Consider the following 23,269-nt stretch of genomic DNA (forward strand, 5'->3'; position numbering starts at 1 on the left):
CTCTTAGGCGCATCATCCCAGATTCAGCAACCTCTGATCCTCGGAAGTCTGAGCGATGACCAGTTCCTGGGTCGGTCGCGTCATGGCCACATAGAGGTCGGCCGCCGCGCTCAGCCTGGAGGGGGCTTCATTCTGAATGGCTCCAGGCTCAACCAGAACCACGGCGTCGAACTCCAGGCCCTTGGTGTGGCCGGTGGTTGTGACCGTGATCTGGTGCTGCTGAGCCTTATCGATATGCAACTGTGAGCCGACCTCGGATTCCAGGGCGCTGGGAACGATGATGGCCAGGCGTCCGGTACCGTCTTTGCCCAGGTGACGTTCCGCCAGTTCGCCCACAAGGTCGGGCAGCTGGTCCAGCAGGCTGGCCTGATCGTCGGCCCGCAGGTGGCTGACCGAGCCTTCCACCTCACGCACAGCCTTGAGCGTGGAAACCTCAAGACCCTCGGAGGCGGCGAAGGAGGAAGCCAGGTTGGATACCTGACGAGGGTTGCGATAGTCGATGGTCAGCTGCCGCAGGTCCCATCCGTCCGGGCCGAAAAGCCTGTCCATGGTGGAGGCCCATGACCGGGTGCCGCCAAGGGCCGCCGTCTGGGCCACGTCCCCGACGATGGTGAAGGACCGGGATGGGCAGCGCCGGACCAGCATCCTCCAGTCCATGGCCGTCAGTTCCTGGGCTTCGTCGACCACGATGTGCCCGTAGACCCACTCTCGGTCGGCGGCCGCCTGAGTGGCTGCCTGGTTCTCGTCCTCGCCATTGATGGAATCCAGCAGCATCTGCGAGGTCACGATGCCTGTGCCGATGCCGTTCTGGGCCAGGGTGTCGCTGGCAAATTGACGTTCCTCATCGCGTCGGGCCTTTTCGGCCTGTTCACGATCCGCCTGGCGGGGGTCTGGGCCCAGCAGCTCCATGGCCTCATCCAGGATGGGGATGTCGGATACGGTAAGTTCGGCGCCGTCCTGGCGGGTCAGCAGGTCGATCTGTTCCGGGGTCAGCCAGGGGGCGAACCGGCGCAGACGATCCGGCCTGGACCAGAGGTCGTTGACCAGCCAGCGGGGGTTCATGGGCAGCCAGGCCAGGTTGAGGGTACGCCGCACCTGGTCGTTCAGCCGTAGCAGGGAGGTGACCCGGGCAAGTTCCTCGGCTCCGGGCTGATAGTCCACCCCTTCGGCATAGCGGGCGGTCATGGCGTTCAGGGCCGAGCGCACGAAGGTGTTCCTGGCCTTGTTGTGGGGCTGGTGGCTGCGTCGGGCATCGACCAGGGCCTGTTCCAGGTCGACCGCAAGCATGGGGACTGCCACCCCATCCACCTTGACCGTTGGCAGGGAGGCAGGCACCCGCTCCCGGGAGGCGACGGCGTTGGCTACGGCCTCGGCCATGCGGATGTCCCCCTTGAGCCGGGCCACCTGAGGATCCTCCTGGCGTTCGGTGCTGATGCCGGGGATGAGGTCGCCCATGGTTCGGCTGAGCACTCCGGTCTCGCCCAGGGAGGGCAGGACCTGGTCGATGTAGTGCAGGAAGGCGTTGCTTGGCCCGACAATCAGCACGCCTGAACTCTCGAGTCTGCGCCTATGGGTATAGAGCAGATAGGCCGCCCGGTGCAGGGCCACGGCGGTCTTGCCGGTGCCTGGTCCTCCCTGGACCACCAACGGGCGGGTCATGGGGGAGCGGATGATCCGGTCCTGTTCGGCCTGGATGGTGGCCACGATGTCGGTCATCTGCCCGGTGCGGCGGCTGGACAGGGAGGCCATGAGCGCGCCCTCGCCGGCCAGGGTGCCGCCCTGGGCCGCCTTGTCCACTTCGGGGGCCGACAGATCCAGAACCTCATCCTCGATGCCGGTGACCTGGCGGAAGTTGAGGGTGATGTGCCGACGCATGACGATGTCGCCGTGGTCCGCCGGGGTGGCCTCGTAGAAGGGGCGTGCCGCCTCGGCACGCCAGTCGGTCAGGATGGGCTCATGGTTGCTGTCCAGCAGGCCCAGTCGCCCGATATATCGTCGGCCGCCTTGTGCCGTATCCAGCCGGCCGAAGACCAGACGGTCCTCCACGGCCCGCAGCTGGGTGAGCCGGTCCTCGTACATGTTGGCGAATGAATCCCGCTCGGTGCGCTGGGTGGGCGATCCGTGGGAGCCGGCGGCCCGGACCGCGTCCAGTCTGGTCCTGGCCTGGGTCCGCAGCTCGTCCAGACGGCCGTAGGCCTTGTCCACCGCCGTCTGCTCTTCATACAGCTGTGAGGAATAGCTCGACATGTGCGTCCGTTCTGTCCAATGTTCAAAAATCGGATGATCCAATATACCGCTGGACCTCTACTTTTTCGGCCCGGCAGATCCGTGGTAGCGCCCTCTTCGCCGGGTGGCGAAACGCCGGACCGGACACTTTGGCGAGTCGAATGGTTGGGTTTGGGCCTGAAGTGGTGTCAAGGTGGTGAGCAATGGGGATAAGTGGGGTAAAGTGGGGAGCACTGCGCAGGGGACACTACCCAATGGGGCCGTCCCATGGTTACCGAACTGGCATTGGAGGTGGGGCATGGCCGATACATACGACGCAGATGCTGCCTTGCCTTCCCTGCCGCCCATGCTTCTGGGCACCTACACCCCCAAGATGGATTCCAAGGGCCGCCTGGCGCTGCCCGCCAAGTTCCGCGCCCAGCTGGGTCAGGGCCTGGTCATGACCCGTGGCCAGGAACGTTGCGTCAGTCTGCTGCCCGCTGAGGAATTTCGGCGGATGGCCGTGCGCATCCAACACACCTCCATGGGCGACAAGTCGGCCAGGGACTACCTGCGTGTATTCCTGTCCGGCGCTGTCGACCAGGTCCCCGACAAGCAGGGTCGCATCCTGGTTCCGCCCATGCTCCGCTCCTATGCACGGCTGACCGGTCCCGTCGTGGTCATCGGTGTGGGCACCCGTGCCGAGATCTGGAATCTGGATTCCTGGACCGCATACCTTGAGAGCAAGGAACAGGGCTACGCCGACATTGCCGACGATGTTCTTCCTGCGGTGGATTGCTGATGGAGGCCCTCATGGAAAATCGCAATCCACCCGATCAGGAGGCCGTGGACAGAGGCATGGTCCACCGTCCCGTACTGCTGGAGCGTTGTCTTGCGCTGGCCCGGCCCGCCTTGGAGCACCCGGGGGCCGTGGCTGTGGATTGCACGCTGGGTCTGGCAGGGCATGCCACCGCCTTCCTCAAGGCTTGCCCTGAGGCCTGTCTTATCGGCATCGACAGGGATCTTGAAGCCCTGGATCTGGCCACTGGCCGGATGCGTGACGAGGGTCTGGCCGACCGCTTCACGCCGGTACACGCCCCCTTTGACCAGCTGGACCGGCAACTGGATGCACTGGGAGTGGGCCAGGTGGACCTGGTCTTCATGGATCTGGGGCTCTCCTCCCTGCAGATCGACCAGCGCGACAGGGGCTTCACCTACCGGCAGGATGCCCCGCTGGACATGCGCATGGACACCAGCCAGGAGCTGACGGCCGCACAGGTCCTGGCCGAGTACGACCAGGAACACTTGGCCGACATCTTCTCCCGGTATGGGGAGGAACGCTATGCGGGACGCATCGCCCGGGCCATCGTCGAGGCCAGGCAGGAGCAGCCGCTGACCACCTCGGCCCAGCTGGACCGCCTGGTCGACAGGGCTGTGCCGCGCGGCCACCGTCCTCCGGGCAATCCGGCCAAGAGGGTCTTTCAAGCCCTGCGCATCGAGGTCAACGGGGAGCTGGACCGTCTGAGGCGAACCCTGCCCCAGGCCATCCTGCGGCTGGCCCAGGGGGGTCGTCTGCTTGTGGAGTCCTACCATTCCCTGGAGGACCGCATGGTCAAGCGCTTCATGGCGCCTGGGTTGCATGTCGACCTTCCTGCGGGCATGCCGGTGGTGCCCGATCAGGCCCGTCCCTACCTGTCGGATCTGACTCACGGGGCCATCAAGGCAGACCCGGCCGAGCGGGAACGCAACCCCCGGTCCGCCTCGGTCCGCCTGCGGGCTGTGGAGATGAGCGGAACCATCCCTGAGGAACGTCGTCGTCGGCTTCAGGCCGAGGCCCGTGGTGAGGGTTCGGATGGTCGCCGTCGCCGCGTCGGCCACGGTTCGGAATCGAGGCGCCGGTCATGACCATGCCAGCACGTTCAGTCCGTTCCAAGGCCTCTGCAGACAAGGGCCATCCCCGCATCCAGGAAATGCCCACCAGGCCTGAGCTCAGTCTGATCAAGGGCACAGGCAAGCCGGGCAAGGCCCGCCAGCCAGAACGAGGCCCGGTGGCTGAAGGGGCCCGGCGCCTGATCAGCTGGACGCGGACCCGTGGCAATCCTCTGCTGCGGATCATGACCTCCGTGGTTTTTCTGGCCGCCTGTATGTTCAGCTCCCTGATGTTGCGTACCCAGATGGTCCAGGATTCCTTCGAAGCCACCCGAATCCAGCGTGAGATCAGCAATCTCAACCAGGACGTCCAGGATGACCAGAACAAACTCGACCAGCTCCAGGCCTCCCTGCCGGACAAGGCCCAGCAGTTGGGCATGCAGCCCCAGCAGGGTCTGAACTCCATCGATCTGCAGGGCTACAGGCCCCCTCAGGATGCCCAGAGCAAAGCGGGGCATCCATGAGCGGCAAGGGAACCAAGCGCTCCTGGCACCTGTCTTTCTGCAAACGTTCCCTGTCCGTGGGCCTGATCCTGATCCTCGTGGCCGCGCTGGCCCTGGGCAAATTGGCCTACATCCAGCTCTTCGACGGAAGGTCCATGGCCCAGGCAGCTGCGGCGGGTCGCACCGTGCCGCATACCATCAAGGCCCAGCGTGGCCGCATCCTGGATGTCAACGGCCGGGTGCTGGCCCAGAGCCTGGAGCGATACAACATCATCGGCGATCCCGAGGCGGCCGCTTCCTTCATACCCATCAACTGCACCAAGCGCACGGGCAGTGACTGCCACAGCATCAAAGGCCATCCGGTGGGCGCTGACGGTGCTGCCGGCGTGGCCCGCCTTCTGGCGCCTGCCCTGGGGATGAACGCCATGGAGCTGGGAGGCAAGCTCAGCGTCCCCGGACGGTATGTGGTCCTGGCCAAGCGGGTGACCCCCGAGGTCAAGCGTTCCATCGACAAGCTGGGACTGCAGGGGATCATCACGGCCGAACTGAGCAGTGAACGCACCTATCCGCACGCGGATCTGATGGGAGCCCTGATCGGGGGCATCGACGACAGCGGCAAGGGCGTGGCCGGGATCGAGCAGATGGAGAATCGGCGGCTGACCGGCACTGACGGCTATACGGTCTATCAGCAGGGGATGCTGGGCCAGGAGATTCCCGGAACCATGACCCGTCAGCGCAATCCGGTCAATGGCAAGGACGTGAGGCTGACCATCGATCAGGACGTGCTCTGGTACGTCCGCCAGGCCCTCAAGTCAGGCTGCCAGAACTACCATGCGGACTGGGCCCTGGCGGTGGTTCAGGACACCCACACCAACGAGATCCTGGCCCTGGCCGACACCGACGACTACCAGGCGGGCAGCGACCAGGCCAAGGTCAACTCCTCCAGGGCTGTGGCGGAGACCTTCGAGCCCGGTTCGGTCGGCAAGACCATCTCGGCCGCAGGCATGCTCCAGGAGCGGGCGCACTCCATGACCGACCGCTTTACCGTGCCCGACCACATCACCCTCGACAACCAGCAGTACAAGGATTCCTTCAACCATGGGGACGAGCATTGGACGCTGGCCGGCATTCTGCAGAATTCCTCCAACGTGGGCATGGTCATGGCCGGTCAGAACTACCCGGACCAGAAGCGCTACGACTATCTGACCCGCTTCGGCATCGGCCATGTCTCGGCCCTGGGTCTGCCGGGGGAGTCCAAGGGACTGCTGACCACGCCTCAGACCTGGGATCGACGCACCCGCAACACGGTCCTGTTCGGCCAGGGCTATGCCACCAACGCCGTCCAGCTGACCAATGCCATCGCCACCCTGGCCAACAAGGGGGTCCGTTCCGACCAGACCATCATCCGCGGTCAGGGCGCCGTCAAGGCCAATCAGGTCAGGGTCGTGGATGAGAAGGTGGCGGCTGAGGTCATGAACGCGATGGAGTCAGTGTCAGAGAAATACGACAAGACGATCAAGGTGGAAGGCTACAGGATAGCCGCCAAGACCGGCACCGCCGAGGTGGCCGACAGCTCCGGCAGATTGAGCGGCATCGTCAGCGACTGGGTGGGCATATTGCCCGCTGACGATCCCCGCTTTGTGATCACCGTGGTGCTGAAGAATCCCCACAGCAGTGCCGGGGTTTTCGGCGGCGTCACCGCTGGTCCCATCTTCGCCCAGATCGGTGAATTCCTTATGCAGAAATACCAGGTCCCCACGTCCCAGCCCAGAACCGATGCTATCCCGGTAACATGGTGATACCGGCAGGCATCATGGCGTTCCCGGACGAAGGAGAGATTGCAGCATGAGTGCGCTGAGTGAATCAATCTCCCGACGGTTGACCCTGGGTCAGCTCAAGGGGCGCTACGGGCTTACCCTGGTCCCCGACTTCGCTGAACCAGTGACGGTGACCTCACTGGTGGACGACCTGCCCTCGGTGCGGCCCGGCAGTCTTTACGTGCCTGCAGACCAGCAGGTGGACCAGGGCATGATCGAGGAGGCCGAGCGTCGGGGGGCTTACGCAGCCCTGCTGCCGACTGCAGCCCGTCAAGAGGTGGGACGAGCCCGCATACCCCTGCTCTTCGGCACCATGCACCCCTGGCAGATGGGCCAGCTGCTGGCCAATGCCGCCGGTGATCCTTCGGGAGCACTGGCTGTCTTCGCCCTGGTCGGTTCCCAGGTGCAGGACCAGGTGGATCTCTTGGCCGACTTTCTGCACGTGCTGGGCAATCCCGTCGGCATTCTCAGCGCCAAGGGCTCATACTCGCTGGACCGGCGGCTGGACCTGGAATACCCGCTGAGCATGTTCGATGTGCAGCGCAATCTGTCCATCGCCCTGGAGGACGGGGCGGCCGCCGTGGTCATCTCCGTGGAGGAGCAGACCCTGGCCAGGGATGCCCTGCAGGCGGTGGACCTGGATGTGGTGGCCCTGGGCGCCCAGGAGGGCTCCACCCGCGATATGCGGCACGTGCGGCTGATCTCCAGGGCCCGCCGATACGGATTCAACCTGGGTGGACACACCATTGTGGCCCGGCGCAACGAGGAATCGGACGGGCTGGCCCGCCAGTCCCTGCCTGCGGATGCGGAAAGCGACGACCTGTCCCTGTGCATCGCCATGACCATGGCCGCCGGCGTCAAACGCAACAACATCAGGAGCGCCCTGCGCGTCTCCCGCGAAATGTCCTGAGAGGTGAGGATGAGTCAGTCTGTAGGGGCCGGGTCCATGCCCATGACCCTGGAAGAGGTCGTCGAATATGTGCACGGTCGGCTGGTCGAGGCCGGTCCTGGTCGCGAACCCGACCGGCGGTCCGTGCGCATGCGGGTGGTGACCGACTCCCGGCAGGCGGGGGTCGATGGACTCTTCGTAGCCATCAAGGGCGAGCACGTGGACGGTCATGACTATGTTCCCGGCCTGGGGGCCAAGGGTTGCCGGGCGGCCCTGGTCGACCACCTGGTTCCGGACGCTGACCTGCCTCAGATTCTTGTGGACGATACGGTTGCGGCCCTGGGGCTGCTGGCCAGGGCCAACATGGACCTCCGGCGTGAGGCCCCAGGCCCCTTCACGGTCATCGGCATCACCGGCTCAGTCGGCAAGACCACGACCAAGGATCTGTTGGCCTCCCTGCTGGCCCTGCTGGGCTCTGTGGTGGCCCCGGTCGGGTCCTTCAACAACGAGATCGGCCTTCCTCTGACCGCCTTGGAGGTCGGGCCGGACACACGCTACCTGGTGGCGGAGATGGGTGCCAGCCACGTGGGCGAGATTGCGGGCCTGACCCGGATGGTTCCCCCGGACATAGCCCTGGTCCTCAAGGTCGGAGTGGCCCACCTGGGCGAATTCGGCTCCGTGGAGCGTATCGCCCAGGCCAAGAGCGAGATTGTGCAAGGCCTGGTGCCGGGCGGGACCGCCGTGCTCAATGCAGATGATTCCCGGGTGGCCGCCATGGCTGATCTGGCCTCCGGGCCTGTTCTGCGGTTTGGCATGGCCGTTCAAGGCGGCGGGCAGGGCAGCGACCTGGACGGTTCGGCTCGCTACCTGGACAGTGACAGCCTGGATAGGCCGGCCTTCGAGCTGTGCCTGCGTGGCCAGCAACCAGTTCGGCTGCGTCTGGGCATTCCGGGACGGCACAACGTCATGAACGCCCTGGCCGCCGCCACGGTAGCCCATGCCCTGGGTCTGGACGCTGAGCGCATCGCCGATGAACTGGGCCGTCAACGTCGGATCAGTCCGCATCGGATGGCCCTATCCTCGGTCCGGCTGCCGGAAGCCTCCTTCACCCTGATCGATGATTCCTTCAACGCCAATCCCGACTCCGTGCGGGCCGGTCTGGACGCTCTGGCCGCCTGGAAGGGATCCGATGGCCCGGTCTATCGGATAGCCGTCCTGGGTGTCATGCTTGAGCTGGGCGATCGAGGGGAGCGGCTGCATCAGGAGGTCGGCGCCTACTGCCGTCGTCAAGGCATCGATGCATTGGTCGCGGTGGGTTGCCGGAACCAGCAGATGGATGCTCTGGTCCAGGCCCTGGTCCTTGGTGCCGGCGGCCCATCCGATCCGGGCGAGGATCACCCTGGGTCCATGCGTGTCCTCTTTGCCCAGGACGCTGACCAGGCCGACCGGATGGTCCGCCGCCTGTGCGCCAGGCATTCGGACCGGCAGAATCTGGTTCTGCTCAAGGGCTCGCACATGTCCGGCCTGTCCGATCTGGCCGACCGGTGGCAGGGCTGAGCCATGGGTCCATCGGCATCCCCGCAGCGGGGTCTAATATTCAAGGACAGAATCCAAGAGTTGGAGTACACACTGTGATTGCCCTCATCATCGGAATCCTGGTCGCCCTGGTGGTGACGCTGGCGGGGACCCCCCTGCTGATACGGCTGGTCCACCGCCTGCACTACGGCCAGTACATCCGTCAGGACGGGCCCAAGTCCCACCTGGTCAAGCGCGGCACCCCGACCATGGGCGGGCTGGTCATCAACCTGGCCATTCTGCTGGGCTGGGCGGCCTCGGCGCTCTACCGTTACCTGTCGCGGGGGGAGTCCGTGTCCCTGTCGGCCATGCTGGTCCTGTTCGCCATGCTCTCCATGGGCTTTCTGGGCTTCATCGACGACTTCGCCAAGGTGCGCAAAAAGCAGAATCTGGGCCTGTCGGTCAGGGCCAAGTTCATCGGCCAGTTCATTCTGGCCACCATATACGCGGTGCTGGCCCTGAAGCTGCCCACCAAGAACGGCTACCCCAGCGCCCAGGCGGGCATATCCTTCGTGGAGCAGCCCATCATCGACTTCCGAATGGCGGGCAGCGTCCTGTCCGTGGTGCTCTTCATCATCTGGGTCAATCTGCTGATGACGGCCTGGAGCAATGCGGTCAACCTGACCGACGGCCTGGACGGACTGGCTTCGGGATCCTCCATGATCGCCTTCGTGGGCTATACGGTCATCGCCTTCTGGGAGAGCTACCACTTGAAGGGCGGCGGCCATCCCGGCCATGCCTACGCGGTCTCCGACCCCCTGGACCTGGCCATCATCGCCTGCTGTGCGGCCGTGGCCTGCTTCGGCTTCCTCTGGTACAACACCAATCCTGCCTCCATCTTCATGGGCGATACCGGATCCCTGGCTCTGGGTGGGCTCTTCGCGGCCCTGTCCATCGCCACCCATACCGAGCTTCTGGCGGTCATCCTGGGCGGGCTCTTCGTGGGAGAGGCAGCCTCCGATGTCATCCAGGTGGGCTACTTCAAGCTCACCCACAAGCGGGTCTTCAAAATGGCGCCCATCCACCACCACTTCGAGCTGATGGGCTGGCAGGAGTCCAAGGTGGTCGTCCGGTTCTGGATGGTGGACCTGATCTTCGTCCTGTTGGCCCTGGTCTGCTTCTATGCGGACTGGGTGGTCCGCTCCGGGCTGCCCATCTGAGTGCGTCCATTCACGGTACCGGACTTCGGCAGCCGGTATCATGCCAAGCAGATGCCGGAGCTAGCGGAATGAGGTGTTCATGGATATGGACTTGAGCCAGAAGCGTGTACTGGTCGCCGGGCTGGGCATTTCCGGACGGAGTGTGGCCGCAGCCCTGCGAGGACGAGCAACCGGGGTGACCACTGTGGACCAGCGCGCCCCACAGGCCGATCTTCATGACTTCGGCCAGGTGGATTGGTGCCAGGTGGACCTGGTCATGGCTTCGCCTGTCTTCAATCCGCGCACCCCATTTATCCTCGAGGCGCAGCGTCGGGGCATTCCCGTGGTCAGCGAGGTGGAGATGGCTTGGATGCTGCGGATGCCCTCAGCCAGGACCGGTCGCCCAGCCCCCTGGATAGGAATCACCGGAACCAACGGCAAGACCTCGACCACCAGGATGGTCGCCTCCATGATGCAGGCCAGCGGGTTTACAGCCCCTGCGGTGGGCAACATCGGCAAGGCCGTCTCCACAGCCGTCCTGGACCCCGACAATGACATGCTCTGCGTGGAGCTGAGTTCCTTCCAGTTGCACTTCACCTTCTCGCCGGCCCTGGAGTGCGCGGCCATCACCAATCTGGCCGACGACCACCTGGACTGGCATGGGGGCTTCGAGGCCTATGCGGCCGACAAGGCGCGCATCTACCGGGGCGTGCGCAAGGCCCTGGTCTACAACGCCGATGACTCCCGGGTCTCCGATCTGGCCAGGCAGGCACAGCCAGCCCCGGGCTGCCGACGGGTGGGCTTCACCCTGGGGCGGCCCGAGTCCGGACAGCTGGGCGTGGAGGACGGTTGGGTTGTGGACCGCAGCGGATTGACCGGTCAGGACCTTGATGAGGGTGTCAGGTTGGTTCGGGTGGCGGATCTGACGGACCTGTGCGAGCCCGATGGCACGGTCTATCCCCATCTGCTGGCTGATGCCCTCTGCGCTCTGGCTCTGGCACTGGGCGCCGGGGCCAGGGTCGATGCGGCCATCGAGGCCATGCGCGCTTTCACGCCCGGCGACCACAGGATCAGCACCGTGGCCACCCTGGGCCAGGGTTCGCAGGCAGTCCGATTTGTAGACGATTCCAAGGCCACCAACGCCCACGCCGCCGAGGCCTCCCTGGCCAGCTACCATGACGGCCAGGTGGTCTGGTTGGCCGGCGGACTGGCCAAGGGCGCCCGCTTCGACGATCTGATCCGGTCCCGCAGATCCAAGTTGGCCGCAGCCGTAATCATCGGCCAGGATCAGCAGCCGATGCTCCAGGCCATCAAGGACCAGGCGCCCGATCTTCCGGTTACCCTGATCGACCCCGATGCAGGCGACCAGGTCATGGCCCGGGCCGTTCGTGCGGCCGGTTCCTATGCACGCCCCGGGCAGGTGGTTCTGTTGGCACCTGCCTGCGCCTCCATGGATCAGTTCGCCTCCTATGCCGACCGGGGTGACCAGTTTGCCCAGCAGGCAACACAATGGGTCCACGAGCATGAAGCGCGACACTGATCCGCACACGGCTTCCTCCCGGGGGTCTGGCGGCAAGGGGGACTACCGGGGATGGCGGGCCATCCTCAATCCGCTCTGGTGCTACTACGGCTTTCTGGCTACTGTCGTCGCCACCACGGTCTTCGGCCTGATGATGGTCTTCTCCTCCTCGGCTGTGGATCTGGTGGCCCAGGGCAGCTCACCCTGGAGCCAGGTCATTCGTCAGAGCATATATGCAGTGTTTGGGCTGCTGCTGGCCCTGCTGGCCGTGAGAATCAGTGTCGACCACTACCGGAACTGGAGCACTTGGTTCCTGATCGCCAGCCAGGGCATCCAGTTGCTGACCCGTACGCCGCTGGGGCGTTCTGCCAACGGCAATGAGGGGTGGATCTCGGTGGGGGGTGTCTCCATGCAGCCGGCCGAGCTGCTCAAGCTGGCCCTGTGTCTGTGGTTGCCCCAGGCCCTGATCGAAGCCCAGCGGCAGGTCGGCAAGGATTCCGACCTGAAGAGCCTGGCCAAGGCCTTTGCCAAGCCGGCCACCGGTTTTCTCGTCAGTTTCCTGCTGATCATGCTGGGCAAGGACCTGGGAACGGCCATGATCATCGTCATCATCGGCTTCGTGGCCTTCCTGGTCTCGGGCTTCCCCCTGCGCTGGCTGCTCAGCCTGGCAGTCCTGGGCATGGCCGCGGTCATCGGCTTTTCGGTCTACGGCAACAGCAACCGGACCCAGCGGATCATGGCCGCCTATGGCAAGTGCTCGGCCGATGACATTCAGGGGGTCTGCTACCAGTCCATCCACGGGCTCTACGCCATGGCCTCGGGGGGTCTGACCGGGGTCGGGCTGGGCAACTCCAGGGAGAAGTGGAACTACCTGCCCGAGGCACACAATGACTTCATCTTCGCTGTCATCGGCGAGGAGCTGGGCTTTGTAGGGGCGGCCATGCTTATTCTGGTCTTTGTGGTCATGGGCTGGTGCATGCTGAGAATCGCCCTGACCACCAAGGACCGGTATGCGGGCATGGTGCTGATCTGCCTGGATGTGTGGCTGGTGGGCCAAGCCCTGGTCAACATCTGCGTGGTTCTGGGGCTGCTGCCGGTCATCGGGCTGCCCCTGCCCTTTGTATCGGCTGGAGGGACCGCCCTGATCTCCTGCCTGGCTTCGGCCGGGGTGGCTCTGAAGATGATTCGGACCCAACCGGACGTGATGGCAGCCACGGACGGGTCCTGAGATGTGGAATGGACAAGGCGGAAAGGAAGCGGATTCGCGGATGACGACAGCGACGAGGACTGAGAAAGGGATGCCTGGGGATGCCCAGGAGCATGCCGGGAAAGGCGCTGGTCTCCATCTGGTGCTGGCCGGCGGGGGGACGGCAGGGCATGTCAACCCCCTGCTCAGTGTGGCTGCGGCCATTCGGGAGCGCTGCCCCCAGGCGGCTGTCAGCGTGATCGGCACTGCCGTCGGGTTGGAGCACGACCTGGTCCCGGCTGCCGGACTTCCCCTGGATCTGATTGAGAAGGTACCCTTCCCTCGTCGTCCCGGCAAGGCCGCCCTGGACTTCCCCCGGCGTTGGCGGCGTGAGGTGCAGCGGGTACGAGGGTATTTGCAGGATCGGTCGGCCGACCTGGTGGTCGGCTTTGGCGGCTATGCCTCGGCGCCTGCCTACAGGGCCGCACGAAACCTGGGTCTGCCCATCGTCGTCCATGAGCAGAACGCCCGGGCGGGCATGGCCAACAAGCTGGGTGCCCGCTGGGCCGATTTCGTGGGTACGGCCTATGAGGATACCGGCATCCGGGCCCGGGCCGGAGTGCCCGTACACCGTGTGGGCCTGCCCCTGCGGCCGGCCATCGCCCGACTGGCCAGGCAGATGGAGGCCGACCCCGCACGAGCCCGTCGGGAGTCTGCACAGTCCTTGGGTCTGGATCCCGACAGGCCCATCCTGCTGGTCACCGGAGGATCCTTGGGTGCGCTCAGCCTGAACAAGGCGGTGGCTGGCGCGGCAAGGCAGCTGCTGGATCGAACCCAGGTCATCCATCTGACGGGCCGTGGCAAGGCCGACCAGGTCATGGAGCAGGTGGCGGCTGACATGGGCGATGCGGCAATCAACGATCTGGACCCGGCTCATCGGGGCCAGGGGGACTACCACATGGCCGAATACCTGGAGCGGATCGATCTGGCATTTGCCTGCGCTGATCTGGTGGTCTGCAGGGCTGGTGCCGGCTCCGTCAGCGAGCTGGCCGCCCTGGGTGTGCCCGCCGTCTACGTGCCCCTGCCCATCGGCAACGGTGAGCAGCGGTTCAACGCCCAGCCGGTCGTGCAGGCCGGGGGAGGGCTCATGATGGATGATGCGGCCTTGGATGCCCAATGGGTGGCTGACCATGTCCCTGCTCTTATGGCCGACGGGGATAGGCTGGCTGACATGCGCCGACGGGCCTGGGGGTACGGGATTCGCGATGCCGCCCAGGTGATGGCCGAGCAGATCCTGACCATGGCCGACCAACACCTTGCCCGCAAGGACTCCGGGAGGGCCTAATCGGGCATAATGGAGGCAGGCGATTGGCGACCGTCCTAAATGGTCCTGAACTGTTGGAGGAGATGCAACTACTGTGCCCAAGCATGAATTGAATACAGTGCCCGGTCGACAGGACGGCGGCGACCGGTCCCTGCCGGTCCTGGACCCCTGCCTGCCTGCCCTGGCCCAGGCCGGAGTGTGCGACCCCGGGGATCTGGGGCCCACACACTTCATCGGCATCGGTGGGGCCGGGATGAGCGTGCTGGCCGAGATGCTCCACCAGGAGGGGGTGCAGGTCTCCGGATCCGACCGTGCGGAGGGGGACAAGACCCGTCGTCTGCGTCAGCTGGGGATCCGGGTCGCCATCGGCCAGGACGCCCGCAATGTAGCCGGGGCGCGCACGGTGGTCTGGTCCAGTGCCATCAAGCCAGACAATCCCGAGATTCTGGCAGCTCGTGATGCCGGAGCCCGGATGGTTCATCGCAGCGACATTCTGGCCCTGCTCATGGCATCCAGGATTTCGGTCACCGTGGCCGGCGCCCATGGCAAGACCACTACTAGCGCTCTCTTGGCCCACCTGTTGGCCAAGGGCGGCCAAGGGGATCTGGCCGATCCCAGCTATGCCATCGGGGGCAGCCTCCAGAGCGGCCAGGGGCCCATGGACGGCGGGCATGTGGGAGTCGGACGGGTCCTGGTGGCCGAGGCGGACGAGTCCGACGGCAGCTTTGGCAAGTACACTCCCGACATCGCCATCATCACCAACGTGGAGCCCGACCACCTGGACCACTATGGCACGGCTGATGCCTTCCACCAGGCCTTCGTGGATCATGCCCGGCATGCCCGACGATTCCTGGTGGTCTGCGGGGATGACCAGGGCGCCTTGGAGGTGCTGCAGTGGCTGCACGGGGACTGCCAGGCCAAGATCATCGTCTATGCTTCGAATCCCCGACTGAGTGCTGAATCCCTGCCTGGGATTCTGGGCCTGGTCCGCATCGGGTCCGAGTCCGAAAGCAGTGGCAGCGGTCGTGAGCATTGCCGTCTGGCTCTCCCCGCGCAGGTGCTCCAGGCGGCAGGCTTGGAGGTCGGCAAGCCGCTCGAACTGCAGGTGGACCTGGCGATTCCCGGTATTCACAACGCCCGCAATGCCGCCGCAGCCATCATCGCCGCCATCCTGCTGGGGATGGATCCTGATACGGCCGCCGCTTCCGCCGCAGACTTCCGTGGGGCCTCTCGTCGCTTCGAGGTCCGTGGCTGCCGGCATGGGGTCACCGTGGTGGACGATTACGCCCATCATCCCACGGAGATCGCCGCCTTGTTGACCGCCGCCAGACGGCGTTATCCGGGTCGGACCATCAGGGTGCTCTTCCAGCCACACCTGTATTCGCGCACCGCCATCTTTGCCGACCGTTTTGCGCAGGCTTTGTCCCTGGCGGACGATGTGACCGTCACCGACATCTTCCCTGCGCGTGAGCTGGCCAGCGATTTTCCGGGTGTGGATGCCGGAACCATCCCCGCAGCGGCCAGCAAGGCAGAGGACCAGGAGTCTCAGGATTCCGGGAATAGGCCGGCTGGAGCCATCTTCCGGGCCTGCCCGGACATGCATCAGGCGGCTCTGGACCTGGCCGAGCGGGCGGAGCCGGGGGATGTGATCCTGACCGTCGGCGCAGGCGATGTCACCGACATGGGGCCGGTCATTCTTGACAGGCTGGCTGAACGGGACGAGCAGTGAAGACCGGCAAGGGTCGCCGCGTCTCCAGCGGGGCTTCGTCCAGGACCAGGGCCGTCCGGGCTGCCAAGGCCGCACGGGAGGCCCGGTCTGGGCGCACCAAGTCTTCGGCAGAGCAACAGAGGACCAGTAGAACCGCCAGATCGGCCAGGTCGACTGTTCCCGATGATGCGGCACTGGCAGGCCGCCGGTCCAAGACTGGGAAAACCGGCAGCGAGGGCAGGCGTCTGAAGCGGTCCGAGCATCTCAAAGGGTCGAAGCGTCTCAGGGGTCGTCCGGGTCGTACCAGGAATCCAGGCGGATCACGGACTCGAAGCGCCAGATCCGCCTCCTCATCCTCCCGCTCCCTGGTAAAAAGGAACAACGCCTCAGCTTCCAAGTCTGTGGCCTCACACTCTACAGGTTCGGCCGGCGGATTCGTCGATGCCCGGACCATACCGCCGGACCGGCCCGTCTCAGGCAGGATAGGCACCGATCAGGAGGAGCAGGGGCTGGGGATCTTCGTTCGTCCCAAGGTGCTGGACTTTCAGGCCCGTGTGCGTGAGAAGAAGAGGGTCAGCCGCAGACTGGTCCTGATTCGGACAGGTGTCGTCATCCTGGTCATGGCTCTGATTGCAGGACTGGCATGGCTGCTCTTCCTCTCGCCGGTCTTCCGCCTGCAGGCCGACCAGGTCAATGTCAGCGGCGGCAATGCCTGGGTGTCCGACGATCGGGTGGCCTCAATCGTGGCCCATCAGGGGGATCGCTCGCTGCTGCTGATTTCCACCAATGGTGTCGAGCAGGAGATCAGCGGCATGGCCGGAGTGACCGATGCCAAGGTCCGCAAGAGTTTTCCGCACGGTCTGGAGGTGACCTTCGATGCCCAGGAGCCCACGGCGGTCTTCAAGGATGCACAGGGCAAGCTGACGGCCGTCGACCGGCAGGGCAGGGCGCTCAACACTGTGTCCAAGCCGGTGGACGGGGTGCCGGTCATCCAGGTGGCCACCGTCAAGCGGGCCCAGCAGGATCAGGCGGTCAGGCAGACCCTGCGGATTCTGTCGAGCATGCCCGAGGCCATGCGCCATTCGGTGACCAAGGTGACTGCGGAAACCCAGGACTCCATCACCACCGAGCTGGATCAGGGCAGGCATGTCATCATCTGGGGCGACGGCTCCGAGCTGAAGCTCAAGCAGGCCGTAGTCGACAAGATCATCAACGATCCCTCCAAGATCGGCGACAAACATCAGCTGGATGTGTCGGCGCCTCTGCGGCCCATCGTCAAATAGCCGCTGTAGAAGCTGCCGGCTTCATCAGCCTGTCGGTGTCCAGCAGGATGGTCACAGGGCCGTCGTTGACCAGATCCACTCGCATGTGGGCACCGAAGCGACCTTCGGCGACAGGGACACCGGTCGCGGCCAGGGCCCGGTTCAGGTCCTGCCAGATGCTCTGGGCATGTTGGGGCTCTCCGGCCGCCATGAAGCTGGGACGGTTGCCGCGACGCAGATCAGCATATAGTGTGAACTGGGAGATGGAGAGGATGGAGCCGCCGCAGTCCAGGACCGACCGGTTCATCCGGCCCTCCTCGTCGGCGAAGATACGCATCCGGGTCAGCTTGCGGACGGCATAGTCCACCTGGGAATCACCGTCGCCGTCCTGGACAGCCACCAGGAGCAAGAGTCCTGTGCCGATGCTTTGGGGTTTAAAATCAGGATCCGGCTGCCCCTGTTCGTCGACCACATCGACCCGGGCACGGCTGACCCGCTGTATGACGATTCTCATGGTTCCAGTCTAAATACGTCAGGCGTTGTTGTAGTGCCGCAGGGAAAAGCTGGAGCGGTACCTGGTTGGTGTCAGGCCGGAGAACCGTTTGAAGACCCGCATGAAGTACTTGGGGTCGTCATACCCGCAGGCCTCGGCGATTTGGCTGACGCCCATGGAGGTCGACAGGAGCAGCTCCTGCGCCCGTTCGATGCGCACCCGCCTGATCTGTCCAGTGATGCCCATGCCGAACCGTCGCTTGTATATGGTCGACAGGTAGGAGGGCGAGTAGTTGAAGTTCTCTGCCACGCTGGCCACACTGATCCGGTCGCAGGCGTTGATGCGGATCCAATCCTGGATCTTCTGGAGGGTGCTGTCCTCGTCGTCCGCTTTTTGAGGGTCCTTTGGTGCAGGCCTTCCCATGGAGATCTCAATGAGCAGACAGGTCATGAAATAGCTGCAGTAGGGGCTGGGATCCGGGTAGGTGCGCTGATAGATGTCGAGCAGCTGGTTGAACATGACGGTCACCCGGTTGTTGTCTGCCAGACGAAAATCCAGGGGCAGCACCACGCGTGCCGCGCCCTGGTCCTTTCCGTCACTCTGTTCGTCGGGCAGACCCTGGGCCCGTTGCCAGTCGGGCAAGGTGAAGTGGGCCCAGTAGAAGGTCAGCGGCTCCTGTCCCAGCCGTCGACTGCCCTCATGTGGGATGCTGGGAGGGATCAGCAGCAGGCCGCCTGCCTTCAGATCATGATGTCGCCCGGCTACGGTCAGCGGGAGGACGCCCTCTTCAACCAGAATCAGCTCAAAGCTGTCAACGGTGCGGCGCTCGTGGATCCATCCGGGGGTGCCGATGAAGCGTCCGGCGGATTTGAAGACCGCCGCATCGTTGGGGAAACTTGTGATGATTGCCTGATCCGTGCTGACCGTCCTTCCTGTCGCTGAAACCTTGGCCTTAGAACGCGGTCAGTGGCTGGCCACTTCGACGTAGGCATGATAGGGCTGGTTTTCGTCAATGATCCAGAGGGGGACAAATTCCAGGCCGCTGTCCCGGTGACGGAAGACCAGCTTCTCGCCCTGGCGCTCGAAGGCGGACCCGGGATCCTTCCGATTGATGTCCAGACTCTGCATATCGGTGCTGGGACTCAAGGCGGCAAGCACGTAAGGGCCCCAGGCCACGGCGGCCAGGGAGGGTCTGTCAGGGGTGCCGATCAGCCGGATAGTCGGGTCGAACGTCAGCGTAACGGTGGCCCCTGACCAGGAATCCAGCCCGCAAGCGCTTGCCTCCAAGATCGCTACAGCTGGGTCGGTGCCCATGAGAGCCTGGGATGCCGGGGCTCCGTCGATGTCGATGTGGACTCTGCCACGGGTCCAGGCTGGAACGCGCAGAGCCAGGCGCGGTCTGTCCAGGGCTTCTATGGTGATGGTCACCTTCTCGGGGTGGCGGTCGTCCACCTTCATGCTCAGCGCCATCTTCTGGTCGATGTCGTTCAGGCTGCAGGGCAGATACTGCTCGATCCACAGGGCCGTTTCATCCGTGTAGAAGGCTCCATCGGCGTAGTAGAAGTGCGATTCCAGGCCAGTGCCGTGACAGCAGCTGTTCTCCTCGTCGAACTCCTTGCGGCCGCCCGGCTGGGTGGGGAAGAAGTAGAGGCTGCCGCCTTGGGGCACATGGTCGGTGCCGGCAGCGATGTGGTTGAGTGTGGTCAGCTCAGTGTAGTCTGCATAGGTCTGGTCGGGATCGAAGGAGAACAGGAGCGCCGACAGTTTGAGCAGATTGTAGGAGGCACAGGATTCGGCTGTGTTGTCCTTGAGCAGGGCACCGATCACATCGGGCTGCTGGAACATCTCCCCCTGACCGGTGCCGCCCATGGCGTAGATGTGATGGCCCATGACCGACTTGAGGAAGAATTCGGCTTGATGCAGGTAGTAGGGCAGGCCGGTATGGCGGAAGAGCTCCACCGAGCCGATGACCTGGGGGATGTGTTGGTTGCCATGCAGCCCGCCTAAGGCATCCACTTTCTGACGCATGGGGACCATGAGGCGGTCGTTGTCGAAGAGGCGGGCGGCCTCCAGGTGCTCACGGCGTCCGGTGATGGCATACAGATGGGCCAGGGATTCGTTCATGCCGCCGAACTCACCGGCGATGTACATGCTCCACATGTTCTGCAACTGCTCATGGGGAAGCCGGTGGACGCGGTCATAGACCCAGTCGCCCAGATCCGAGGCCACTCGCAGAGCCGTTTCATTGCCCCCGAAGTGGTAGGCGTCGATCAGCCCGGCCAGAATCTTGTGCAGAGTGTAGTACGGCGCCCAGATGGTGGGGTAGGGCGCGTACTGTTCCAGCTTGTCGAACTGGCTCTCGTCGTAGGCAGACAGGAAGCCCGGCTTGGTGGTCCCGCCCTTTGCGAAGGCGGCCTGGACCTCGGCCAGCCCGTCGACCAGATAGGTCAGCTTGGCCTGGATGTCCTTGTCGCCGGTAGCGGCATACCCCAAAGCGTATGCGGACAGGACATGCCCTGTGGTGTGGCCGCGCAGGTTGGAGTCCGGAGCGTCCCAGCCGATCATGGGCTTGGCTCCCTTGGTGTCCAGGTGGGAGGCTCGGCGGAACTCAACCAGGAGCTGATCGTCGTCCAGGGTCTTCAGAAAGGCTATCCGTCGGCGCTGGTTGTCTGCCAGCATTCCATCGCCGGTCAGCCGAACCCGGCTGATAGGCACGCGGCGGACCTTAGGGCTGGAATCCACTGGCTGTTCGGGGTCTTCGTCAATCACCTGAACCTTGCATTGCACACGGATGCCGCTGCCGTCGATGGATCCTTGGAAGTCGTGTTCACCGGTCTGCCCGTCCCGCTGCTGAACGCCTTCGTCCCAGTTGACCCGCTGGGAGACTTTCTGTCCGTCCTTGGTCAGTACGGCCGTGAACATGGGCAGATAGTAGGTAGCGCCCTTGCGAGCCTTGATCTCGATGGGGTAGACCTTGCGCACTTCGATCCTGTTGGGCATCTGCAGCACGGTCACATCAAAGCTGCGCTGGGCCTTGGCCTCGCCCTTGGTGACGGTCGCGGTCAGGGTCACGTTACGGTCGCCTCGACCGTATTCGGGCTGATTGACCTTGCCCTGAGGATTCACCCATCGATCGTCGCTGCTGGCCCATTCGATGGTGGCTTCCTCCACCCCTTTGGTCGGCAGCGTCAGGTCAAAGTCCACGGTGCCTGTGTTGCCGATATATATCCGACGGGCTGTCTCGTCGACGCAGTCCTGATCAGTGTGCATGGGTGATGTCATGATGAATTACCTACTCCCGCCGCTGACGGGCGGATTCTGGCCGGTCATGCTCTCCATCGGGTCGTCTCCGATCCGTCGGCGCCGCTCTGCCCTGATGCCTTTGCGCGCCTTACCTCATCAGTTTATGGACGGCTGCCCTATCGAGAAGGTGGGGGATATCGTCGAATGGGTGGACAATCTTGTGTCTTTGGTTTGGAGTCGTTCTGGTTAGCGTCTCTTTCTTCGTAATCCTTTGCCATGGCGCGGTTTCCGAGCAAGCTACAACTTGTCGGGGGGCCTTGTCGAGTAGCGTTCAGACAGCATTACCAAGAAATATCCACCTTTTTTCCCTTCGGTTTGCACCTAGGCCAGAAAGGCTGAGGATTTACCGTTCCAAGTGGAACAGCTTGTGGTTCCACGCAGAGCAAAAGGGTGCCGGACAACGAGGGTCGGCACCATTGAGAAGCGAGGAGAAGCGTATGGCTACACCAGCGGAAAACGGTGACGAGCAACCGGATATTGTGGTCGATGAATCCGGTCTCAAGGTTGACCGACAACAGGAGGAGGAGTTGAACCGGCTGAGGGCGGACCGCTCCTTTTTCGGCTATCCCAAGGGCATCGGCGCCCTGGCAGCCGGCAATTTCTTCAATTCGATCTGTTGGGCCTCCTACGGGGCCGTGACGATCTACTACCTCTATAAGCCTTGGACCCAAGGTCTGGGATTCAGCCAGGGGGAGGCAGCCCAGCTTATCGCTATCGTGGCGGCCATCAATTCCATGTTCGGCATTGTGGGCAGCTGGCTGGCGGACCGGGTGTTCGGGGCGCGCAAGGCCCTGGTCATCGGCAACATCGTCAAGGGGCTGTCCTGCGGGCTCTTGGCTATTCCGGCTTTCTCCGTCAGCCAAGGTCGAGCTATGGCCATCGTGGGCATGATCCTCATGAACCTGCCCATTATGGGAGCTTCGAACGCCTCGCTGACCGGCATGCTGTTCCACCGCAAGGACAACCGTCGTGATGGTGCTTTTGCTATTCACGCCATCGCCAACAACATCGCTGGGTTCATTACCCCGATCATCTCCGCGCAGCTGGGACTGATCAACTACCATTATGGATTCGCGATAGGAGCGGTAGCTGCGCTGATCTACGCCGCCATCATCGGTGTGCCGGGCAATCGTTTCTTTGGATCCTTGGGTTCCAAGCCTACGCGTCCGCTCAACAGCCAGGAGCGTAAGCGCTATGGCTTTGGCGCCCTGGGTGTGCTAGTGGCGATCGGCCTGGTCATCGCCGTCCTGCTGATCACCCATAAGGTCAGCGTTAATGCGCTGGCCAGCACGGTAAGCTCCTGCACCTTTGTAGTGGCTATAGCTTTCTTTGCCGTCATCTGGCGGTCCAAGAGGATTGTCGGAGTGGAGCGTCGGCGGCTCAAGGCCTTCGTGCCCATCGTGATCATGCAGATTGTTGCCGGAGTGGATTACGCCATTCAGGGCACCACCCTGCTCATGTTCCTGGACCAGCGGATCAACAGAAAGTTCGGCGGCATTGAAATCGCTCCGGGATCCTTCAACACTCTCGTGGGCATCATCGCCATGCTGGCCGGCATCTTCTTCAGCTGGTTCTGGCTGACCGACACGGGCAAGCGGTGGAAGTCAACCAACCGTCTCTGGTTCGGATTCGCCTTCTTCGGCATTTCCAACCTGCTGCTGATCGTCCCCACTGTGGTGCTCAATCCTCATACGGCAAAGTATTCCGTGCTCTGGCTGCTGCTCTACTATGTGGTCTCCAACTTCGGCGGCTTCCCCTATGGCGTTGCGGCCAACTCGACCGTGGCGGCCATCGCGCCCAAGTCCTACGAGACTCAGATGCAGACCGCTTTCAGCTTGTCGGCTGCCATCGGCACAGCTATTATGCTGCTGATTTATGGGAAGCTGACCACCCTGGACCAGCAGCTGCCGCTGATGCTGATCATCGGCATCGCCGAACTTGTCGTGGCCGTGGCGGTCATGCTCTTCCGCGGCAAGATAGACGCTACCGTCATGTCGGATTGAGCAACTTGATCCCTGCCGGAGGATGGGTCTTCTGCCGGGGATCGTCCCAACAGGCTTCGACCCCCTAGCTATGGCGTACAGGACTGTCAAGGCAGCCCCAATGCCGACCCAGACAGCGTAGGCCGTGCTGGAAGGGATGCTGAGAATCAAACCCACAATAAAAACAATGTAAGGAACGATTTCGGTAAAACCCTGAGATTTTCCCAGGGCGGTGGCCCATACCGATTCACGGATGCCGGCGAGTATGAGTACGATCCACGAGGAGATGGTTCCCTTCGGCATGTCTTGTCGCTGTCCGGGTGTTTGACCATCGTCCGGGAACCTGAATCTAATCCTGAGTGATGGTGGCCCAAGCAGGGGAGTGGCCGATGGCCTCATGTAAGAGGAATCAGGGTTGATTCAGGGTCGAATAAGGGGTTTGCCGGATACTGTCTTCCGCGTCGATCGACTATACATGTAATAGAGGGATTTGGC

The 23,269-nt window shown here is 63.7% G+C and carries 18 protein-coding genes and 1 pseudogene; 14 read left to right on the top strand and 5 right to left on the bottom strand.

What is annotated here, in order from left to right; all coding sequences use genetic code 11:
* Window positions 1-12: 12 nt before the first annotated feature.
* Window positions 13-2,247, bottom strand: a complete 2,235-nt coding sequence (locus H3S97_RS03960) for a HelD family protein (protein ID WP_198219718.1) — start codon at window positions 2,245-2,247, stop codon at window positions 13-15.
* A 277-nt stretch (window positions 2,248-2,524) separates the two neighbouring features.
* On the opposite strand from H3S97_RS03960, the gene mraZ reads away from it, so the two are divergent.
* The 12 genes from mraZ (at window position 2,525) to H3S97_RS08495 (ending at window position 17,017) form a co-directional block, all read left to right on the top strand.
* Window positions 2,525-3,007 carry a division/cell wall cluster transcriptional repressor MraZ gene (mraZ, locus tag H3S97_RS03965; RefSeq protein WP_198176689.1) on the top strand — a complete coding sequence of 161 codons (483 nt, stop codon included), beginning with the start codon at window positions 2,525-2,527 and terminating at the stop codon, window positions 3,005-3,007.
* 11 nt (window positions 3,008-3,018) lie between these two features.
* Window positions 3,019-4,110 carry a 16S rRNA (cytosine(1402)-N(4))-methyltransferase RsmH gene (gene rsmH / locus H3S97_RS03970; protein ID WP_408610425.1) on the top strand — a complete coding sequence of 364 codons (1,092 nt, stop codon included), beginning with the start codon at window positions 3,019-3,021 and terminating at the stop codon, window positions 4,108-4,110.
* Window positions 4,107-4,598 carry a hypothetical protein gene (locus H3S97_RS03975; RefSeq protein WP_232356268.1) on the top strand — a complete coding sequence of 164 codons (492 nt, stop codon included), beginning with the start codon at window positions 4,107-4,109 and terminating at the stop codon, window positions 4,596-4,598. The genes rsmH and H3S97_RS03975 overlap by 4 nt, the downstream gene beginning before the upstream one ends.
* Window positions 4,595-6,376 carry a peptidoglycan D,D-transpeptidase FtsI family protein gene (locus H3S97_RS03980; RefSeq protein WP_198219719.1) on the top strand — a complete coding sequence of 594 codons (1,782 nt, stop codon included), beginning with the start codon at window positions 4,595-4,597 and terminating at the stop codon, window positions 6,374-6,376. The genes H3S97_RS03975 and H3S97_RS03980 overlap by 4 nt, the downstream gene beginning before the upstream one ends.
* A 46-nt stretch (window positions 6,377-6,422) precedes the next feature.
* A complete protein-coding gene (locus H3S97_RS03985; protein WP_198186929.1) occupies window positions 6,423-7,304 on the top strand; it encodes a UDP-N-acetylmuramyl peptide synthase in 882 nt (293 codons plus the stop codon).
* A 9-nt stretch (window positions 7,305-7,313) separates the two neighbouring features.
* On the top strand, window positions 7,314-8,840 hold the full coding sequence (locus H3S97_RS03990) for a UDP-N-acetylmuramoyl-tripeptide--D-alanyl-D-alanine ligase (protein WP_198219720.1): 1,527 nt from the start codon (window positions 7,314-7,316) through the stop codon (window positions 8,838-8,840).
* A gap of 74 nt (window positions 8,841-8,914) precedes the next feature.
* On the top strand, window positions 8,915-10,018 hold the full coding sequence (gene mraY, locus H3S97_RS03995; RefSeq protein ID WP_029677929.1) for a phospho-N-acetylmuramoyl-pentapeptide-transferase: 1,104 nt from the start codon (window positions 8,915-8,917) through the stop codon (window positions 10,016-10,018).
* A gap of 79 nt (window positions 10,019-10,097) precedes the next feature.
* A complete protein-coding gene (gene murD / locus H3S97_RS04000) occupies window positions 10,098-11,537 on the top strand; it encodes a UDP-N-acetylmuramoyl-L-alanine--D-glutamate ligase (RefSeq protein WP_198219721.1) in 1,440 nt (479 codons plus the stop codon).
* Window positions 11,521-12,744 carry a peptidoglycan glycosyltransferase FtsW gene (locus H3S97_RS04005; protein ID WP_198219722.1) on the top strand — a complete coding sequence of 408 codons (1,224 nt, stop codon included), beginning with the start codon at window positions 11,521-11,523 and terminating at the stop codon, window positions 12,742-12,744. Before murD ends, H3S97_RS04005 begins: the two co-directional genes overlap by 17 nt.
* A 70-nt stretch (window positions 12,745-12,814) precedes the next feature.
* Window positions 12,815-14,047, top strand: a complete 1,233-nt coding sequence (locus H3S97_RS04010) for a UDP-N-acetylglucosamine--N-acetylmuramyl-(pentapeptide) pyrophosphoryl-undecaprenol N-acetylglucosamine transferase (protein ID WP_198219978.1) — start codon at window positions 12,815-12,817, stop codon at window positions 14,045-14,047.
* 97 nt (window positions 14,048-14,144) lie between these two features.
* A complete protein-coding gene (gene murC, locus H3S97_RS04015; RefSeq protein WP_408610433.1) occupies window positions 14,145-15,755 on the top strand; it encodes a UDP-N-acetylmuramate--L-alanine ligase in 1,611 nt (536 codons plus the stop codon).
* Entirely contained in the window at window positions 15,752-17,017 is a 1,266-nt protein-coding gene (locus H3S97_RS08495; RefSeq protein WP_332468265.1) for a cell division protein FtsQ/DivIB, read from the top strand. The genes murC and H3S97_RS08495 overlap by 4 nt, the downstream gene beginning before the upstream one ends.
* On the opposite strand, the gene dtd is transcribed toward H3S97_RS08495, so the two are convergent.
* Together dtd and H3S97_RS04030 are read right to left on the bottom strand one after the other, a co-directional pair.
* Entirely contained in the window at window positions 17,010-17,510 is a 501-nt protein-coding gene (gene dtd / locus H3S97_RS04025; protein WP_198219724.1) for a D-aminoacyl-tRNA deacylase, read from the bottom strand. The genes H3S97_RS08495 and dtd overlap by 8 nt on opposite strands.
* A gap of 18 nt (window positions 17,511-17,528) precedes the next feature.
* Window positions 17,529-18,290: a helix-turn-helix transcriptional regulator gene (locus tag H3S97_RS04030; RefSeq protein WP_232356312.1), complete on the bottom strand. Its 762-nt coding sequence runs from the start codon at window positions 18,288-18,290 to the stop codon at window positions 17,529-17,531.
* On the opposite strand from H3S97_RS04030, the gene H3S97_RS04035 reads away from it, so the two are divergent.
* Window positions 18,189-18,431: a hypothetical protein gene (locus H3S97_RS04035; RefSeq protein ID WP_198219726.1), complete on the top strand. Its 243-nt coding sequence runs from the start codon at window positions 18,189-18,191 to the stop codon at window positions 18,429-18,431. The genes H3S97_RS04030 and H3S97_RS04035 overlap by 102 nt on opposite strands.
* 21 nt (window positions 18,432-18,452) lie before the next feature.
* On the opposite strand, the gene H3S97_RS04040 is transcribed toward H3S97_RS04035, so the two are convergent.
* Entirely contained in the window at window positions 18,453-20,759 is a 2,307-nt protein-coding gene (locus tag H3S97_RS04040; protein ID WP_198219727.1) for a beta-L-arabinofuranosidase domain-containing protein, read from the bottom strand.
* A gap of 470 nt (window positions 20,760-21,229) precedes the next feature.
* On the opposite strand from H3S97_RS04040, the gene H3S97_RS04045 reads away from it, so the two are divergent.
* Window positions 21,230-22,795 (top strand): oligopeptide:H+ symporter, encoded by a 1,566-nt coding sequence (locus tag H3S97_RS04045; RefSeq protein WP_198219728.1) that lies wholly within the window; start codon window positions 21,230-21,232, stop codon window positions 22,793-22,795.
* 81 nt (window positions 22,796-22,876) lie between these two features.
* Here the strand turns inward: H3S97_RS04045 and H3S97_RS08360 are convergent.
* A pseudogene (locus H3S97_RS08360) lies at window positions 22,877-23,173 on the bottom strand (DMT family transporter); the annotation flags it as partial.
* Between the last annotated feature and the right edge of the window lie 96 nt (window positions 23,174-23,269).

Origin of the sequence: Bifidobacterium choladohabitans (assembly GCF_016102005.1) — a bacterium.
In the GTDB taxonomy this organism is placed as follows: domain Bacteria; phylum Actinomycetota; class Actinomycetes; order Actinomycetales; family Bifidobacteriaceae; genus Bombiscardovia; species Bombiscardovia choladohabitans.

Excerpts from the sequence above, each read along its gene's own strand:
- H3S97_RS03960 (WP_198219718.1), bottom strand. The coding sequence starts at position 2,247 with ATGTCGAGCTATTCCTCACAGCTGTATGAAGAGCAGACGGCGGTGGAC.
- mraZ (WP_198176689.1), top strand. The coding sequence starts at position 2,525 with ATGGCCGATACATACGACGCAGATGCTGCCTTGCCTTCCCTGCCGCCC.
- rsmH (WP_408610425.1), top strand. The coding sequence starts at position 3,019 with ATGGAAAATCGCAATCCACCCGATCAGGAGGCCGTGGACAGAGGCATG.
- H3S97_RS03975 (WP_232356268.1), top strand. The coding sequence starts at position 4,107 with ATGACCATGCCAGCACGTTCAGTCCGTTCCAAGGCCTCTGCAGACAAG.
- H3S97_RS03980 (WP_198219719.1), top strand. The coding sequence starts at position 4,595 with ATGAGCGGCAAGGGAACCAAGCGCTCCTGGCACCTGTCTTTCTGCAAA.
- H3S97_RS03985 (WP_198186929.1), top strand. The coding sequence starts at position 6,423 with ATGAGTGCGCTGAGTGAATCAATCTCCCGACGGTTGACCCTGGGTCAG.
- H3S97_RS03990 (WP_198219720.1), top strand. The coding sequence starts at position 7,314 with ATGAGTCAGTCTGTAGGGGCCGGGTCCATGCCCATGACCCTGGAAGAG.
- murD (WP_198219721.1), top strand. The coding sequence starts at position 10,098 with ATGGATATGGACTTGAGCCAGAAGCGTGTACTGGTCGCCGGGCTGGGC.
- H3S97_RS04005 (WP_198219722.1), top strand. The coding sequence starts at position 11,521 with ATGAAGCGCGACACTGATCCGCACACGGCTTCCTCCCGGGGGTCTGGC.
- H3S97_RS04010 (WP_198219978.1), top strand. The coding sequence starts at position 12,815 with ATGCCTGGGGATGCCCAGGAGCATGCCGGGAAAGGCGCTGGTCTCCAT.
- dtd (WP_198219724.1), bottom strand. The coding sequence starts at position 17,510 with ATGAGAATCGTCATACAGCGGGTCAGCCGTGCCCGGGTCGATGTGGTC.
- H3S97_RS04035 (WP_198219726.1), top strand. The coding sequence starts at position 18,189 with ATGTGGGATGCTGGGAGGGATCAGCAGCAGGCCGCCTGCCTTCAGATC.
- H3S97_RS04040 (WP_198219727.1), bottom strand. The coding sequence starts at position 20,759 with ATGCACACTGATCAGGACTGCGTCGACGAGACAGCCCGTCGGATATAT.
- H3S97_RS04045 (WP_198219728.1), top strand. The coding sequence starts at position 21,230 with ATGGCTACACCAGCGGAAAACGGTGACGAGCAACCGGATATTGTGGTC.